General features: G+C 57.5%; 16 protein-coding genes. 1 reads left to right on the plus strand and 15 read right to left on the minus strand.

Annotation, left to right across the window (positions count from 1 at the left end):
* Window positions 1–20 precede the first annotated feature (20 nt).
* The 15 genes from rnhB to rpsB all read right to left on the minus strand — a co-directional run bounded on the left by rnhB (window position 21) and on the right by rpsB (window position 15,195).
* Window positions 21–614 carry a ribonuclease HII gene (gene rnhB, locus ACJ8HA_RS18905; RefSeq protein ID WP_025304028.1) on the minus strand — a complete coding sequence of 198 codons (594 nt, stop codon included), beginning with the start codon at window positions 612–614 and terminating at the stop codon, window positions 21–23.
* Window positions 611–1,759, minus strand: coding sequence for a lipid-A-disaccharide synthase (lpxB, locus tag ACJ8HA_RS18910; RefSeq protein WP_442515443.1), 1,149 nt, complete (start codon window positions 1,757–1,759; stop codon window positions 611–613). Before lpxB ends, rnhB begins: the two co-directional genes overlap by 4 nt.
* A gap of 3 nt (window positions 1,760–1,762) precedes the next feature.
* Entirely contained in the window at window positions 1,763–2,551 is a 789-nt protein-coding gene (gene lpxA, locus ACJ8HA_RS18915) for an acyl-ACP--UDP-N-acetylglucosamine O-acyltransferase (protein WP_025304029.1), read from the minus strand.
* Between the two features lie 3 nt (window positions 2,552–2,554).
* The gene (gene fabZ / locus ACJ8HA_RS18920) at window positions 2,555–3,010 is read right to left on the minus strand and encodes a 3-hydroxyacyl-ACP dehydratase FabZ (RefSeq protein WP_004931962.1); all 456 of its coding nucleotides are present in this window, start codon (window positions 3,008–3,010) and stop codon (window positions 2,555–2,557) included.
* A gap of 160 nt (window positions 3,011–3,170) precedes the next feature.
* Window positions 3,171–4,193 carry a UDP-3-O-(3-hydroxymyristoyl)glucosamine N-acyltransferase gene (gene lpxD / locus ACJ8HA_RS18925; RefSeq protein ID WP_025304030.1) on the minus strand — a complete coding sequence of 341 codons (1,023 nt, stop codon included), beginning with the start codon at window positions 4,191–4,193 and terminating at the stop codon, window positions 3,171–3,173.
* Window positions 4,194–4,196: 3 nt separating this feature from the next.
* Window positions 4,197–4,694 carry a molecular chaperone Skp gene (skp, locus tag ACJ8HA_RS18930; RefSeq protein ID WP_025304031.1) on the minus strand — a complete coding sequence of 166 codons (498 nt, stop codon included), beginning with the start codon at window positions 4,692–4,694 and terminating at the stop codon, window positions 4,197–4,199.
* Window positions 4,695–4,850: 156 nt separating this feature from the next.
* Complete coding sequence (gene bamA, locus ACJ8HA_RS18935) at window positions 4,851–7,277, minus strand: outer membrane protein assembly factor BamA (RefSeq protein ID WP_033639522.1); 2,427 nt, start codon at window positions 7,275–7,277, stop codon at window positions 4,851–4,853.
* A 35-nt stretch (window positions 7,278–7,312) separates the two neighbouring features.
* A complete protein-coding gene (gene rseP, locus ACJ8HA_RS18940) occupies window positions 7,313–8,668 on the minus strand; it encodes a sigma E protease regulator RseP (RefSeq protein ID WP_025304033.1) in 1,356 nt (451 codons plus the stop codon).
* Between the two features lie 27 nt (window positions 8,669–8,695).
* Window positions 8,696–9,538, minus strand: a complete 843-nt coding sequence (gene cdsA, locus ACJ8HA_RS18945; RefSeq protein WP_043139905.1) for a phosphatidate cytidylyltransferase — start codon at window positions 9,536–9,538, stop codon at window positions 8,696–8,698.
* A gap of 9 nt (window positions 9,539–9,547) precedes the next feature.
* Complete coding sequence (gene ispU, locus ACJ8HA_RS18950; RefSeq protein ID WP_025304035.1) at window positions 9,548–10,306, minus strand: (2E,6E)-farnesyl-diphosphate-specific ditrans,polycis-undecaprenyl-diphosphate synthase; 759 nt, start codon at window positions 10,304–10,306, stop codon at window positions 9,548–9,550.
* A 277-nt stretch (window positions 10,307–10,583) separates the two neighbouring features.
* Window positions 10,584–11,780, minus strand: a complete 1,197-nt coding sequence (gene ispC / locus ACJ8HA_RS18955) for a 1-deoxy-D-xylulose-5-phosphate reductoisomerase (protein ID WP_043139901.1) — start codon at window positions 11,778–11,780, stop codon at window positions 10,584–10,586.
* Between the two features lie 157 nt (window positions 11,781–11,937).
* Window positions 11,938–12,495: a ribosome recycling factor gene (frr, locus tag ACJ8HA_RS18960; protein WP_004931943.1), complete on the minus strand. Its 558-nt coding sequence runs from the start codon at window positions 12,493–12,495 to the stop codon at window positions 11,938–11,940.
* A gap of 119 nt (window positions 12,496–12,614) precedes the next feature.
* Window positions 12,615–13,340, minus strand: coding sequence for a UMP kinase (gene pyrH, locus ACJ8HA_RS18965; protein WP_004931940.1), 726 nt, complete (start codon window positions 13,338–13,340; stop codon window positions 12,615–12,617).
* A 148-nt stretch (window positions 13,341–13,488) separates the two neighbouring features.
* Window positions 13,489–14,340 carry a translation elongation factor Ts gene (gene tsf / locus ACJ8HA_RS18970; protein WP_025304037.1) on the minus strand — a complete coding sequence of 284 codons (852 nt, stop codon included), beginning with the start codon at window positions 14,338–14,340 and terminating at the stop codon, window positions 13,489–13,491.
* A 129-nt stretch (window positions 14,341–14,469) separates the two neighbouring features.
* A complete protein-coding gene (gene rpsB / locus ACJ8HA_RS18975) occupies window positions 14,470–15,195 on the minus strand; it encodes a 30S ribosomal protein S2 (protein WP_016929891.1) in 726 nt (241 codons plus the stop codon).
* A 345-nt stretch (window positions 15,196–15,540) separates the two neighbouring features.
* Between rpsB and map the strand changes: the two genes are divergently transcribed.
* Window positions 15,541–16,335 (plus strand): type I methionyl aminopeptidase, encoded by a 795-nt coding sequence (gene map, locus ACJ8HA_RS18980; protein WP_004931936.1) that lies wholly within the window; start codon window positions 15,541–15,543, stop codon window positions 16,333–16,335.
* Window positions 16,336–16,406 lie beyond the last annotated feature (71 nt).

Here is a 16,406-nt window from a genome sequence, read left to right on the forward strand (position 1 = left end):
AGCCCGGTCAGGCCCGCAGACTACAGCGCCAGCGCTCTTTTCACCGGCGCGAAGCTGCGGCGATGATGCTCGGTGGCGCCCAACGCAGCCAGCCGCTCCAGGTGGAGGGCGGTCGGGTAGCCTTTATGCTGCGCGAAACCGTAGTCCGGGAACTCGCTGTCCAGCTCGGCCATTTCGCGATCGCGCGTGACCTTCGCCAGAATGGACGCCGCGCTGATCTCCGCCACACGGCTGTCGCCCTTCACCACCGCCTGCGAACGCATCGGCAGGTTCGGGCAACGGTTACCGTCGATTAAAACCATGTCCGGCGCGATATGCAACCCGGCCACCGCGCGCTGCATCGCCAACATGGTGGCGTGCAAAATATTCAGCTGGTCGATTTCCGCCGGTTCGGCGCGCCCCAGGCTCCAGGAGAGCGCCTTGGCGACGATTTCGTCATACAGCGCCAGGCGGCGTTTTTCACTGAGTTTCTTGGAGTCCGCCAGACCGACGATCGGCTGCGCCGGATCGAGGATCACGGCAGCGGTGACCACCGCGCCGACCAACGGGCCGCGGCCCACTTCGTCCACACCGGCAATCAGCGTGGCAGCGGGATAGATAAAGGGTTCAATCATGCTTTCGCCAGCTCCAACACAGCCTGAGCGGCCTGTTCGTCCGCACCGCAACGAATGCTTTGGTGCAAGGTAAGGAAAGTTTGTTTCAGCGCGTCGGTTTCCGGGCTCTCTTCCAACAGTGGCATCACGGCGGCGGCCAGTTTGTCCGGCACGCAGTCATGCTGCAGCAGCTCGGTGACAATTTCGCGCCCCGCCAACAGATTCGGCAGCGAAACGTAAGGCGTTTTCACCAGCTTCTGCGCCAGCCAGAAAGTGAACGGCTTCATGCGATAGCCCACCACCATCGGGCACTTGGCCAGCATGCACTCCAGCGCCGCCGTGCCGGACGCCAGCAGCGCCGCGTCGCTGGCGATCATCGCCTCGCGCCCCTGGCCGTTCAGCAGATGTACCGTCAGATCCGGCGCAACCTCGGCCTTGATGCGCTCAAACTGCTCGCGCCGTTTGGCGTTAACCAGCGGCACCACCACTTCCAGCTCGGGATAACGCGTGCGCAGCAGCTGCGCGGTTTTGAGGAAGTCGGCGCTCAGCATCTCGACTTCGGCGCCGCGGCTGCCCGGCAGCAAGGCCAAACAGCGCGCCTGCGGAGCGATGCCAAGCTGAGCACGCGCCGCCAACCGATCGGGCTGCAGCGGCATGGCGTCCGCCATGGTGTGGCCGATAAACCGGCAGGGGACGTTGAAACGATCGTAAAACGCTTTTTCGAAAGGGAGAAAGGCCAGCACCAAATCGGTGGCTTTGCCTATTTTGAAAACGCGCTTTTGCCGCCAGGCCCACACGGACGGGCTGACGTAGTGGATGGTGCGAATGCCGCGCTGCTTGAGGCGGCCTTCCAGCGTGATGTTGAAGTCCGGCGCGTCGATGCCGACAAACACGTCCGGCCGCAGCTCACCGAAGCGGCGAGTGAGATCCTTGCGGATCTTCAACAGGCGTGGCAAGCGCTCGAGCACTTCCACCACGCCCATGACCGCCAGCTCTTCCATTTCGTACCAGGCTTCGCAGCCTTCGGCCTGCATTAGCGGACCGGCGACGCCAACGAAACGCGCGTCGGGGATCTGCGCCTTGAGCGCGCGGATCAAACCGGCGCCGAGAATGTCACCGGAGGTTTCTCCGGCGACCAGTCCGATAATCAATGGACGATTCGACATAGCTCAGCGAATGATGCCGCGGGTGGAACGGGTGAAGAAATCGAGGTACTGCTGCACCACCGGCTGCTCTTTGGCCAGGGCTTCGATTTCCGCCTTCGCTTCATCCAGCGTTTTTTCACTGCGATACAGGATTTTGTAGGCGTTGCGGATCGCCTGCATTTCATCCTTATCAAAACCGCGACGCTTCAGGCCGACCGCGTTGACGCCGAACGGCGTCGCGTGGTTGCCCTGCGCGATGACGAAAGGAGGCACGTCCTGAGCGACGCCGGAACAACCGCCTACCATCACATGCGCGCCGATAATGCAGAACTGATGGATCGCCGTCATGCCGCCAATGATGGCGTGATCGTCGATTTCCACATGCCCCGCCAGCGTGGCATTGTTGGCCAACACGCAAGAATTGCCGACCACACAGTCGTGAGCAACGTGCACGTTGACCATCAGCAGGTTATCGTTGCCCACTTTGGTCAGGCCGGTGCCCTGCGCGGTGCCGCGGTGAATGGTGACGCTTTCGCGGATGCGGTTGCGATCGCCCACTTCAACGCGCGTCGGTTCGCCTGCGTATTTCAGATCCTGGTTCACTTCACCGATGGAAGCGAACTGATAAATCTGGTTATCGCAGCCAATCTTGGTAATGCCGTTCACCACCACGTGGGATTTCAGCACCGTGCCGGCGCCGATTTCCACCTGGGAGCCGACGTAGCAGAAAGGGCCGATATGCACGTTGGCGCCGATCACGGCGCCCTCTTCGACTATCGCGCTAGGATGGATAAAGGCGGTTTGGTCAATCACGGATTAAGCCTCCCGGCTGCGGGCACACATCATGGTTGCTTCGCAGACAATTTTACCGTCAACGGTCGCCACGCCTTTGAAGCGAGTCAGACCGCGGCGAGTTTTCTCGAAGGTGACTTCCATGACCATCTGATCGCCTGGCACCACAGGGCGCTTGAAGCGTGCTTCGTCGATACCGGCGAAGTAATACAGCTCGCCCGGCTCCAGTTTACCGACGCTTTTAAACGCCAGGATACCGGTGGCCTGCGCCATGGCTTCCAGGATCAATACGCCTGGGAAAATCGGTTTGCCAGGGAAGTGGCCCTGGAAAAACGGTTCGTTCACCGATACGTTCTTCACCGCACGCAGATATTTGTGCTCTTCAAACTCGAGGACGCGGTCGACCAGCAAGAACGGGTAACGGTGAGGAAGCAGATCCAAAATTTCTGCAATATCCAGAGTATGAGTGTCAGTAGTCAAAATACTCTTCCTGTCTCTAAAAACTGATGGCATCAACAACACGGCCTGCGCTGACCCCAAAAGGAGATCATCATGCAGGCCGCAAATTAACATCTCTTTGCGCTTTTGGTCTCACGACCAACGCGTTTCGTTTTGTACCCGCCAGGGCGGGCGGCAATGATTAGTCTTTTCCGACTTTACGTTCGACAGCTTTCAAGCGTTTGCTGATCTCATCGATATTCATCACCAACGCAGCGGTTTTACGCCAAACCTTGTTAGGCTGCAACGGAATGCCCGAAGAGTATACCCCAGGTTCGGTGATTGGTCGCATAACCATTCCCATTCCGGTGACAACCACCTTGTCGGCAATTTCCATGTGACCGTTGATCACGCTGGCACCGCCAATCTGGCAGTAGCGGCCGATTTTCAGGCTGCCGGCCATGATCACACCGCCGGCGACGGCGGTATTGTCGCCAATCACGACGTTATGTGCAATCTGGCATTGGTTGTCGATGATAACACCATTCCCGATTTGGGTGTTATCCAAAGCGCCGCGGTCAATGGTGGTGCAAGCGCCGATTTCGACGCGATCGCCGATAATCACCGTGCCCAACTGAGGGATTTTGATCCACTCGCCGCGCTCATTCGCATAGCCGAAACCGTCTGCGCCGATCACGGTGCCCGACTGGATCAGGCAACGCTGGCCGATTTCGACCGCATGATAAATCGTGACGTTCGCCCACAGACGCGTTCCCGCGCCGATGCGTGCGTGTTTGCCGATGAAGCAGCCCGGGCCGATAACCACGTTATCGCCAAGCACCGCACCCGACTCGATCACCGCGTTCGCCCCAATGGCGACGTTCTGCCCCAGCTGCGCTTCAGGTGAGATCACCGCGCTTGGCGCGATATCCTGGGCCGGCGACGGTGTGGTGTCCATCAGCTGCGCCATGCGCGCATAGGTCAGGTAAGGGTTCTTAACCACCAGCGCCGCAGCACGGCAGTGTGGTAAATCCGCTTCGGTAAGCACCACGGCGCTTGCCTGGCAGGAAGACAGCTGCTCTTGATAGCGGCTGTTTGACAAAAACGTGATTTGGCCAGGCTGTGCCGAATGCATAGAAGCAATGCCGGTGATGACGAGATCGCCATCACCGTGCAATTGTGCATCCAACTGCTGCGCTAAATCAGCCAGTCGAATTGAAAGCATGTGTTATTTAACCTGTTTCAGCACGTCAGCAGTGATATCTTTGGAAGAGTCTGCATAGGCAACGGCGTTGGCGTCGATCACCACGTCATAACCGCCTTTGCTGGCGACAGATTTCACCGCGTCCTGAATGCGGCTCAGGATCTTGTTACGCTCTTCCATCTGGCGACGACGGTTGTCCTGCTCGAAAGCCTGCGCTTTCTGAGAGAACTGCTCGCGCTGCGCCATCACGTCTTTTTCCAACTTGCTGCGATCGCTGGCTTTCATGGTAGCGCCGTCACGCTGCAGACGCTGCATTTTGGTCTGCAGGCTACGTTCCATGTTCTGGAGTTCGCTTGCACGGCCTTTAAACTCGTTTTCCAGCTGTTTAGCGACCGTTTCGCGGGCCGGCAGCTGTTGGAAAATGCTGGAGACGTTAACGACAGCGATCTTATCTGCTGCCTGAACGCCAGCTGAAGCAGCCATTGCTAAACCGAGGCCTGCGGCACACAACCACTTTTTCACTATAAACTCCTTACCATCACCCATTTGTGTCATATGACACTGAAGTACACAATTTGCCAGACTTGTCCCACCAAACAATGAGAATCATCTCCCTCTGCCGGCGGGCGCCTGGCCATTGCGATTCTTAATAACTGTTATGCCCAGAGGCGAGACCCGTTACCAGGTCTTACCGATGTTAAACTGGAACTGTTCGGACTTGTCGCCTTCGTATTTCTTGATCGGGTTGGCGTAAGAGAACACCAACGGCCCCAGTGGCGACATCCACTGCAGCGCGATACCGGCGGAAGAACGAATATTACTGGCTTTGCTGTAGTCCGGCACGCCGTACATCAGCGTTTCGTTGGTATTCTTCCACTTGGTGTCCCACACGGTACCGGCATCGATGAACAGCGACGTCCGCACCGAGTTGGCGTATTTCTCGCTGATGAACGGCGTCGGGGTGATCAGCTCCAGGCTGGCGACCGCCATGGCGTTACCGCCTACCGCGTCATCCGAGCTACAGATGCTCTGACGATCGGTCGTGCTGCCGGCGTTGAACTGACACTGGTACGAGTTGGAGTTGTAGTACACCGCCTTCGGACCAATGGTGTTGGACTGGAAGCCGCGCACGGTGCTCGAACCACCGGCATAGAAGTTCTCATAGAACGGCATTTCCTTGCCGCCCAGCCCATCCGCGTAACCCAGACGGCCGCGACCCAACAGCACCCAGGTGCGGTCGTCGTTGATCGGCACGTACTGTACGCTGTCCAGCGTCACCTTGTAGTATTCGTTGTCCGAGCCCGGAATGGTGACCTTGCCGTTCAACGTGGTACGGTTACCCGAGGTCGGGAAGTAGCCGCGGTCCAGGTTGTTATAGGTCCAGCCCAGGTTCAGCGTAAAGTCGTCCGTCGAGTAGCTGGCGCGGTCGGTCTTGTTCGCATCCACGCCCATCGAGTCGAGGTAACGCCACATGGCGATCTGCGGCTGCATGTTCGACAGACCGTTGTGGACGTAGCCCAGGCCGGTGCGCAACGAGTTGTTTTCGTTGATCGGGAAGCCCAGCGTGCCGTCGATACCGTAACTCTTGTTGGTATAGTCCGACAGATCCGCGTCATCCGCCTTAAAGTCGTTGTAGAAGATGCGGCCGCCCAGGCTCACACCGTCAACGGTGAAGTACGGGTTGGTGACCGACAGTTCGGTATAGGTCTGGTAGTCGTTCTTGGTGCCGCTGATGCCGACCGAGTAGCCGGTACCCAACCAGTTATCCTGCTGCACGCCGGCCTGGAAGCTGACGCCGCTCTCGGTGCCGTAACCGACGCCGAAGTTAAAGGTACCAGTGTTGCGTTCTTTCACCTTATAGGTCACGTCGACCTGATCGGCGGTGCCCGGCACGCGCTGGGTTTCCACGTCAACCGTTTCGAAATAGCCCAGACGGTTCAGACGCTCTTTACCCTGCTCGACCTGCTCGTTGCCGAGCCAGGCGCCTTCCATCTGGCGCATTTCGCGACGCAGTACGGAATCCTTGCTGGTGTCGTTACCTTCGAACTTGATGCGACGCACGTAGAAGCGGTTGCCCGCGTCAACGTTGACGTGCAGCTTGACGGTTTTATCCGCGTCGTTGATCTCAGGCTGAGTGCCGACGCGCGGGTAGGCGTAACCATAACGGCCCAACATCGTTTTGATGTTGTCTTCCATTTTGGTCACCTTGCTGCCGTTGTACAGCTCGCCTGGCTCAATTTTGGTGATCTGAGCGACTTCCGCCGAGTGGCCGGCCAGGTTGCCATTCACGACAACATCGGAAAGCTTGTACTGCTCGCCTTCGGTGATGTTGATGGTGATGTAGATGCCTTTTTTATCCGGCGTCAGGCTCACCTGGGTAGAATCGATGTTGAAGCGGGCATAGCCGCGATCCAGATAGAAGCTGCGCAGGGTTTCGAGATCGCCCGCCAGTTTCTGCTTCTGGTATTTGCGGTCGCCGACCAGGTTCCACCACGGCACTTCGTCACGCAGTTGGAAGCGTGAGATCAGTTCGTCGTTGGTGAAAGCATGGTTGCCGACGATGTTGATTTGTTGAATCTTGGCGGAGACCCCTTCCGTGAACACCAGTTTCAGGTCGACACGGTTGCGCGGCAACGGCGTGACTACGGCTTTCACCGAGGCGCTGTATTTACCGACGCTGTAGTAGAAGTCTTCCAGCCCTTTTTCAATGCTGGAGATCGTGGTGCGGTCGAGCGCCTCGCCCACCCGGACGCCGGAGGCTTCCAGGTTCTGCTTGAGCATGTCATCTTTCACCGACTTGTTGCCGGAGAAAGTGATGCTGGCGATGGTAGGACGTTCCTTCACCTGCACGATCAAGGTATTACCATCGCGCAGTACGCGCACGTCCTCGAAGTTGCCGGTGGCAAACAAGGCACGAATGGTATTACTGATGTCATCGTCAGTGACGGTATCGCCGACGCGAACCGGCATGTTGAGTAACGCCGCACCGACGGCAACTCGCTGCAGGCCTTCGAAATGAATGTCTTTCACTACGAACCCGTCTGCACCGTATACGGTGGCGCTGCCAAACAGCAGCGACGCTATGAGCAACTTTTTCATCGCCATCGTTGTTATGCGTTCTTCCTAACCTATCCCCGCCCCTAGAGGCGGGAAAAATCATTGAAAAGTGCAAGACCCATCAACAACACCAGCACGATCGAACCTATGCGGTAGCTGTAGTCCTGTACTCGCTCGGAAACCGGCCCACCCTTCAGCTTTTCTATCGCCAGGAAGAGGAGATGCCCACCATCTAACACCGGTAATGGGAACAGGTTGATGATCCCCAGGTTGACGCTAATCAACGCCAGGAACATCAGATAATACACGAATCCGACTCCGGCTGACGCCCCAGCTCCCTGTGCAATCGAGATCGGGCCACTCAGGTTGTTCAGCTTTACATCACCGGTTATTAATTTGCCCAGCATGTTGACCGTCAGCCGCATCAGCTGCCAGGTCTTGTCGCCGGCCTGATACAGCGCCGGGAACGGTCCATACTGGCGAATCGTCTTATACTCTTCCGGCAGCGGCAGCACCTTTGGAATGATGCCTGCAAACCCCACCGATTTGTCTTTTCCCACCGGCTTTGTATCCGGTATCAGCGTCAAAGACAAGGGGGCGCCGTTTCTTTCAATCTCCAAAGCCAGCGGCTGCCCCGGGCCATCGTGGATACGCTTCACCAGCGTCTGCCAACGACCCAACGGCTGACCATCGACTTTAACGATCCTGTCCCCCGCTTGTAAACCCGCCTTTTGCGCCGCCGAGTTAGGCTGCACTTCCGCCAACACGGATTCGATCTGCGGGCCGCGCGGCATAATGCCCAGCGCGACAACGGGATCCTGCTTGTCCGGTTCAAAGTTCCACTGGCGCAAATCCAGGGTTTTGGTCACCACCTGCGAAGAGCCGAACGGCGCGACGCCGACTTCGGTTTGCGCATCGCCAATCTTCGCCACCAGCGCCAGACGAACTGATTCCCAATCAGGCGTTTCGATGCCGTCAACCGACTTTAGTTCCATGCCAGACGAAATTTCGGCCTTGGCGGCGATGGATTGCGGCGCGATTTCGCCGATCACCGGGCGGAAACTCGGCACGCCGATGATGAACACCAGCCAATAGGCAAGGATAGCAAACAGGAAGTTGGCGATGGGGCCGGCGCTGATGATGGCCGCGCGCTGCCAGACGGTTTTGTTGTTAAAGGCCTGATGGCGCATTTCCGGCGCCACCGACTCCACGCGCTCGTCCAGCATCTTCACGTAACCGCCAAGCGGGATCAGAGCGATAACGTACTCGGTGCCCTGGCGATCGGTACGGCGCCACAGCGCCCGGCCGAAGCCGATGGAAAAGCGTTCAACGCGCACGCCGCAACGACGGGCAACCCAAAAGTGTCCGAACTCATGCACGGTAATCAAGATACCGAGCGCAATTAGAAACGCCACCAGGTTCCAAAGCACGCTGACCATCATCCCTCACTTTCCGTCATCGACGGATTAAAACACCAACAGCATCAGGCAGGCAAACACCGGCACCGCCGCGGTCAGGCTGTCGATACGATCCAGTATGCCGCCGTGACCGGGAATCAAATGCCCGCTGTCCTTGATGCCCGCTTCGCGTTTGAACATACTTTCGGTCAAATCGCCCAGCACCGAAGCCAGCGCGGCGAGCACCGAACAGGCCAACAGCGTGGTCGGCACCACGTTCAGTGGCGCGTAGCGGCCGAACAGCCAGGAAATGACCGCCGACGTCAGCAGCCCGCCGATCAACCCTTCCCAGGTTTTACCCGGCGAGACCTTCGGTGCCAGTTTATGCTTGCCGAACAGCTTGCCGAACATGTAGGCACCGGAATCCGCGCCCCACACCAGCAGCATCACGTACAGCAGCCACCAGGCGCCGGTAAACGGATTTTGCTCGTAGCCGAACTGGCGCAGCGCCAGCATGCCCCAGAAGAACGGCACGATGGTCAGCAAGCCGAACAGCAGGCGCAGCGGGCGCGAATTGCGCCAGATAGAGGCCGAGCCGGGATAGAACAACACCAGCAGCAACGCCGCCAGCCACCAGGCCAGCGACAGCCACAGCGAGCCGCTTATCTGCGGCACGGATTGATGGTAAGCGGGGACGCTGAGCATCATCAACGCCAGCAGAAAACCGCACAGTATCGCCAACCAGATGCGCTGCGAACGGGAGGTAAAACCGGCCAATTGGCCCCACTCCCAGGCTGCTAACATGCACACGACGAGCGTTACCAGAGCAAAGGCCAGCGGCGGCAACAGGAACAGCGCCGCGATAACGATCGGGATTAAAATCAGAGCAGTTATGAGGCGATACTTCAGCAAAAGTTCTCCCTAGGACGCATCGGCGCCGATAGGTGTTGTTCCCCCGAAGCGGCGCTCACGTTGTGCAAATGCATTCAGCGCACCTTCAAAGACAAGTTCATCGAAATCAGGCCAGAGCACATCAGTAAAGTAAAGTTCAGCATAGGCGATTTGCCACAGCAGGAAGTTACTGATGCGATGCTCGCCACCGGTGCGGATAACCAGATCCACCGGCGCCAGGTCGCTCATGCAAACCCGCTCGCTCAATAATTCCTCGCTGATCTGATCCGGGTGCAACTCCCCTACCCGTACCTGTTCGGCCAGTTCCCTTACTCCCTGAATGATATCCCAACGGCCACCGTAGTTGGCAGCGATATTGAGCGTCAGGCCATCGTTATTTTCCGTCAGTGCTTCAGAGCGGCGGATCCGCTCCTGCAAACGCGCGCTGAATCGGCTGATATCGCCGATCACCCGCAGCCTGACGTTATGTTTATGCAGGCTTTTTACTTCACTATCCAGAGCGCGGACAAAAAGCTCCATCAGGGCGGAGACTTCCTGCACCGGACGGTTCCAGTTTTCGCTGCTGAAGGCATAAAGCGTGAGTGCATCTAAATGGTGGCTGGCGGCAAAACTGACCGCGCGGCGAACCGATTTCACCCCTGCTTTATGACCGAAGACACGTAACTTGCCCTGACGTTTGGCCCAGCGTCCGTTACCGTCCATGATAATGGCGACATGGCGCGGCCCCTGGGAAGATGGATTAGCCTCTTGTTGGTTTGCGGACGACATAACTCGTACTTATTTCCTCAGTAGAAATATAACTGCCTTTCCGGAACATCAGGCCCTTACGCGCAAAAAAAGCCGTGTGCCCGACACGGCTTTCAGCCTGCCCTCGCGATACCCGGCACAGCCGGGCCGCCATTGGCGCACAGAGCGCCAATCGGGCCATAATTCAACGGTATAACCGCTGACAGGTGGCGCAGACTATACCACCTCAGCGGGGCATGAACAAACGGCCCCGCTGCGGCACGCGCGAATTACGAGCAAAATCGGATAATCGCCGTGATCAGCCGCACAACGCGCGAACGCGCTCCTCGGCAGCGGCGCGCGCCTGACGGTCAATGTCTAAGACCGCGTCGATGCAGGTCGGTTCCTGCAGCGCGAGACGTTCCACCACCTGGCGGTTGACCGCGGCAATGTCGGTAAAGCGGATCTGCTGCTGCAAAAATGCCGCCACGGCGATTTCGTTGGCCGCGTTCAGCGCGGTGGTCGCCGCCTGACCGGCCTCGAACGCCTCGATCGCCAAGTACAGGCAAGGATAACGTTCGCGTTCCGGTTCGGCGAAGGTCAGCGAACCGATGCGGCAGAAGTCCAGCGCTTCCACGCCGGAGTTCACGCGCTGCGGATACGCCATCGCGTGGGCGATCGGCGTACGCATATCCGGCGTCCCCAACTGCGCCAGCACGCTGCCGTCGGCATAGCGCACCATCGAGTGAATCACCGACTGCGGGTGCAGGATCACTTCCATTTGCTCGGCCGAGGCGTTAAACAGCCAGCGGGCCTCAATGTATTCCAGACCTTTGTTCATCATGGTGGCGGAATCCACCGAGATCTTGCGGCCCATCGACCAGTTCGGGTGGGCGCAGGCTTGATCCGGCGTCATCGCGGCGAACTGTTCCAACGGCGTGGCGCGGAACGGGCCGCCGGAACCGGTAAGCACGATGCGCGAAACACCATGACTGTCCAGTGAAGAGTATCCCAACTGACGCTGAATGTTCTCAGGCAAACTCTGAAAAATCGCGTTGTGCTCGCTGTCGAGCGGCAGCAGTTGCGCCTGGCTTTGCCGCACCGCGTCCATAAACAGACGGCCGCAGGTGACCAGCGATTCTTTGTTGGCCAGCAGTACCTGTTTGCCGGCGCGGATCGCCGCCAGCGTCGGCAACAGCCCCGCAGCGCCGACGATGGCCGCCGTCACTTGATCGACGTCATCCAACGCTGCCAGCTCGCAGGCCGCTTGTTCTCCGGCCAAGACTTCGGTAACGACACCGTTTTCCGCCAGGACAGCGCGCAGCTCGCGCGCAGCGTTTTCATCCGCCATCGCGGCGAAGGCGGGCCGGAATTCCATGCATTGCTGCGCCATGACCGCGACGTTACGGCCGGCCACCAGCGCTTTGATCGCAAAACGGTCGGGATTCGCCCTGACCACGGCCAGGGTACTGGTCCCTACCGAGCCGGTCGAGCCAAGAATGGTCAGTTGCTTCATGAGTTCACTCTGAATAACTGTCTGATGAGATCGGAGGTGTTCCAGTGTGGAACCTTGGACACCGCTTGTCCATGATCTTTCAGTACGATGAAACGGGATCTGCGCCACAAAAAACAAAGCGCCGCCCAGGCGACGCTTTCTTTCTGCGCGATGCTGATTAGAAATCCATCAGCTCTTTTTCTTTCTCCGCCAGCGCGGCGTCGACCAGCTTGATGTAAGCGTCGGTCATTTTCTGAATCTCGTCTTGTGAGCGACGTTCTTCGTCTTCGCTGATCTCTTTGTCTTTCAGCAGCGCCTTGACCTTGTCGTTGGCGTCACGACGCACGTTACGCACCGCTACGCGACCCTGCTCGGCTTCGCCGCGCACGATCTTGATCAGATCCTTACGACGCTCTTCGGTCAGCGGAGGCAGCGGAACGCGAATGTCAGAACCGGCGGAAGACGGGTTGAGGCCCAGATCGGAGCTCATGATCGCTTTCTCAACGGCCTGGCTCAGGCTGCGGTCGAACACGTTGATTTTCAGCGTGCGGGAGTCTTCTACGGTTACGTTGGCCAGCTGACGCAGCGGCGTAGCGGCGCCGTAGTATTCCACCATGATGCCGTCCAGAATGCTTGGAGAAGCGCGGCCGGTGCGGATCTTGCTGATTTGGTTTTTGAATGCTTCTACGCTTTTTTCCATGCGTGAATCAGCATCTTTTCTGATTTCATTAGTCACGTTGCAAACCCTTGGAAGCTGGTTACTTGGCAGGCGATACTCAAGTATAGCCCGTAATCGTACTCGAAGAGCGCGCGGCGCCTGGCGTCACGCGCTCCGAAAAAGGGGGGCGAACAGCCTTATTTGCTGATCAGCGTACCTTCGTTCTCACCCATCACCACGCGGCGCAGTGCGCCAGGCTTGTTCATGTTGAACACGCGGATCGGCAGACCGTGATCGCGGGCCAGCGTAAACGCCGCCAGATCCATCACTTTCAGCTCGCGCTCCAGCACGTCCTGATAGGTTAATTGTTCATACAGCGTCGCATCCGGGTTTTTCACCGGATCGGCGGAGTATACGCCATCCACTTTGGTGGCTTTCAGCACCACGTCGGCTTCGATCTCGATACCGCGCAGGCAAGCGGCGGAATCGGTGGTGAAGAACGGGTTGCCGGTACCGGCGGAGAAGATCACCACGCGGTTGTTGCGCAGCAGGCTGATCGCCTCTGCCCAGCTGTAATTATCACACACGCCGTTCAGCGGGATCGCCGACATCAGGCGGGCGTTCACATAGGCACGGTGCAGTGCATCACGCATAGCCAGGCCGTTCATCACGGTAGCCAGCATTCCCATGTGGTCGCCCACTACGCGGTTCATGCCGGCTTGCGCCAGGCCCGCGCCGCGGAACAAGTTCCCGCCGCCAATAACTACACCGACCTGAATTCCCAGTTCGACCAGCTCTTTCACTTCCTGAGCCATGCGATCCAAAACGCTGGCGTCGATACCAAAACCTTCTGCACCTTGCAGGGCTTCGCCACTCAGTTTAAGCAGAATACGCTGATATACGGGTTTTGCATTGGTTGCCATGGTGTTCTGTCCTAAGAAGCAGTATTAGTATTGGGGATTTCAGCCGATGAAACGCGCCTGAGGTGAGTATCACGCTGCAGGGCCTGCCACCGGTGTAATTCTGGCTGGATAGTATGGAACCGCCAGACGGCGGTTCCATCGACAGTCATTAAGACTGTTTGCTCATCGCGGCAACTTCAGCAGCGAAGTCGGTTTCGACTTTCTCGATGCCTTCGCCCACTTCGAAGCGAATGAAGTTGGTCACGTCAGCGTTGTGCTCTTTCAGCACCTGAGCAACAGATTTGCTCGGATCCATAACGAAAGGCTGACCGGTCAGAGAAACTTCGCCGGTGAATTTCTTCATGCGGCCTTCAACCATTTTCTCTGCGATTTCTTTCGGCTTGCCTGACTGCATGGCGATGTCCAGCTGAACCTGGTACTCTTTTTCTACCACTTCAGCAGACACGTCTTCTGGCTTCACGAACTCTGGCTTGCTCGCCGCAATGTGCATTGCGATTTGCTTGACCAGCTCGTCGTCAGCGCCTTTAGCCGCAACCAGAACGCCGATACGCGCGCCGTGCAGGTAGCTGCCCAGCACGTCGCCTTCCAGGGAAGCAACGCGGCGAATGTTGATGTTTTCACCGATTTTTGCCACCAGCGCTACGCGCTCTTCTTCGAACTGTGCTTTCAGCACGTCAACGTCAGTGATTTTGCCGGCCATAGCGGCATCCAGCACTTTGTCGGCGAACGCCTGGAAACCGGCGTCTTTCGCGACGAAGTCAGTCTGGCAGTTAACTTCCAGAATGATGCCGTAGTTGCCTTCGATCTTGGTTTTGATCACGCCGTCAGCAGCTACGTTGCCTGCTTTTTTAGCGGCTTTGATCGCACCGGACTTACGCATGTTTTCGATTGCCAGTTCGATGTCGCCGTTGGATTCAACCAGCGCCTTCTTGCAATCCATCATGCCAGCGCCGGTACGCTCGCGCAGTTCTTTTACCAGGGCAGCGGTAATATCAGCCATTTATTTTTCCTCGGTTATCTCGCGTGGAGACAGTTCTCATTCAGATAAGCAAAGGGGGCCTTTACAGGCCCCCCTAACCAACATATGTCAATACCTGGTTAATAAGGGCTCAGTGACGAGCTTGCCTTATTATTCAGCTTCTACGAAGCCTTCTTCCGCCTGAACGGCCAGATCTTGAGAACGACCTTCACGCACAGCGGCAGCAACAGCAGTCAGGTACAGGTTTACTGCACGGATTGCGTCGTCGTTACCAGGGATGATGAAGTCAACGCCGTCTGGGTTGGAGTTGGTATCAACGATAGAGAATACCGGGATACCCAGGTTGTTGGCTTCTTTGATCGCGATGTGCTCGTGATCGGCATCGATAACGAACAGTGCGTCTGGCAGACCGCCCATATCCTTGATACCGCCCAGGGAGTTTTCCAGCTTGGCCAGTTCACGAGTGCGCATCAGCGCTTCTTTCTTGGTCAGCTTGTCCAGGGTGCCGTCTTGAGACTGGATTTCCAGATCTTTCAAACGCTTGATGGACTGACGAACGGTTTTCCAGTTAGTCAGCATGCCACCCAACCAGCGGTGGTTCACGAAGAACTGATCACAGCTGTTCGCAGCGTCTTTTACCGCTTCGCTTGCTGCGCGTTTGGTACCAACGAACAGGATCTTGCCTTTACGGGAAGAGATCTTGCTCAGTTCAGCCAGAGCGGCGTTGAACATTGGTACGGTCTGCTCCAGGTTGATGATGTGAACCTTGTTACGAGCGCCGAAGATGAAAGGCTTCATTTTCGGGTTCCAGTAACGGGTCTGGTGACCAAAGTGAACACCAGCCTTGAGCATGTCGCGCATGGAAACAGTTGCCATGATTAAACCTCTATAGATTAATTGGGGTTATGCCTCCACGTATCCCATAACGCCGACCCTGGCGGCGACAAGTCACCTCAGGGCACCCCGGCGGATGTGCCGATACGTGTGTGTTATTTACACAAAATGAGTGCAGTTAAAGTATTTTCGGCCAATTCCTGCCAGGTCACAAGAACCAAGTCGCGGATCGCCGGCGCGCTTTATACCATAAACCCGCTGCCGACACCAACTTTTGTTGCTTTTCGCCGGGCGTCGGGAAATGAAATTTGGCAGCCTCCGGCCGGGCTGATACCATAAGTCACTGCTTCTTATTGTCGACGATAACGACACCTGCGGACAAATTTCATGGCAATCTCAATTAAAACACCTGATGACATCCAAAAAATGCGCGTGGCCGGCCGCCTGGCCGCCGAAGTGCTGGAGATCATCGAGCCGCACGTCAAACCTGGCGTGACCACCGGCGAGCTGGACCGTATCTGTCACGAGTACATCACCAACGAGCAGCAGGCCATTTCCGCCTGCCTCGGCTATCACGGCTTCCCGAAATCCGTGTGTATATCGGTGAACGAAGTGGTGTGCCACGGCATCCCGAGCGACGACAAAACGCTGAAAGACGGCGACATCGTCAATATCGACGTGACCGTGATTAAAGACGGTTTCCATGGCGACACCTCTAAGATGTTCATCGTCGGCAAACCGACCATTCTGGGCGAGCGCCTGTGCCGCGTCACTCAGGAAAGCCTGTATCTGGCGCTGAAGATGGTCAAACCGGGCATCCGTCTGCGCACCCTGGGCAAGGCTATTCAGCAATTCGTCGAAGCCGAGAAGTTCTCCGTGGTGCGCGAGTACTGCGGCCACGGCATCGGCGAAGTGTTCCACGAAGAGCCGCAGGTGCTGCACTATGACGCGGACGACGGTGGTGTAGTGCTGCAGGCAGGCATGGCTTTCACCATCGAACCGATGGTCAACGCCGGCGACTACCGCATCCGCACCATGAAAGACGGCTGGACGGTAAAAACCAAAGATCGCAGCTTGTCGGCGCAGTATGAGCATACTATTGTGGTCACTGATAACGGCTGCGAAATAATGACGTTGCGCAAGGATGACACCATCCCCAACATCATTACGCACGAGATGTAAGCACCGCGACGAACGCCGCGTGCAGAATATCACCAGGCCGGCTTATGCCGGCCTTTTTTATGGGCTGCGCA

Source organism: Serratia sp. CY33802 (genome assembly GCF_052169095.1).
In the GTDB taxonomy this organism is placed as follows: domain Bacteria; phylum Pseudomonadota; class Gammaproteobacteria; order Enterobacterales; family Enterobacteriaceae; genus Serratia; species Serratia bockelmannii.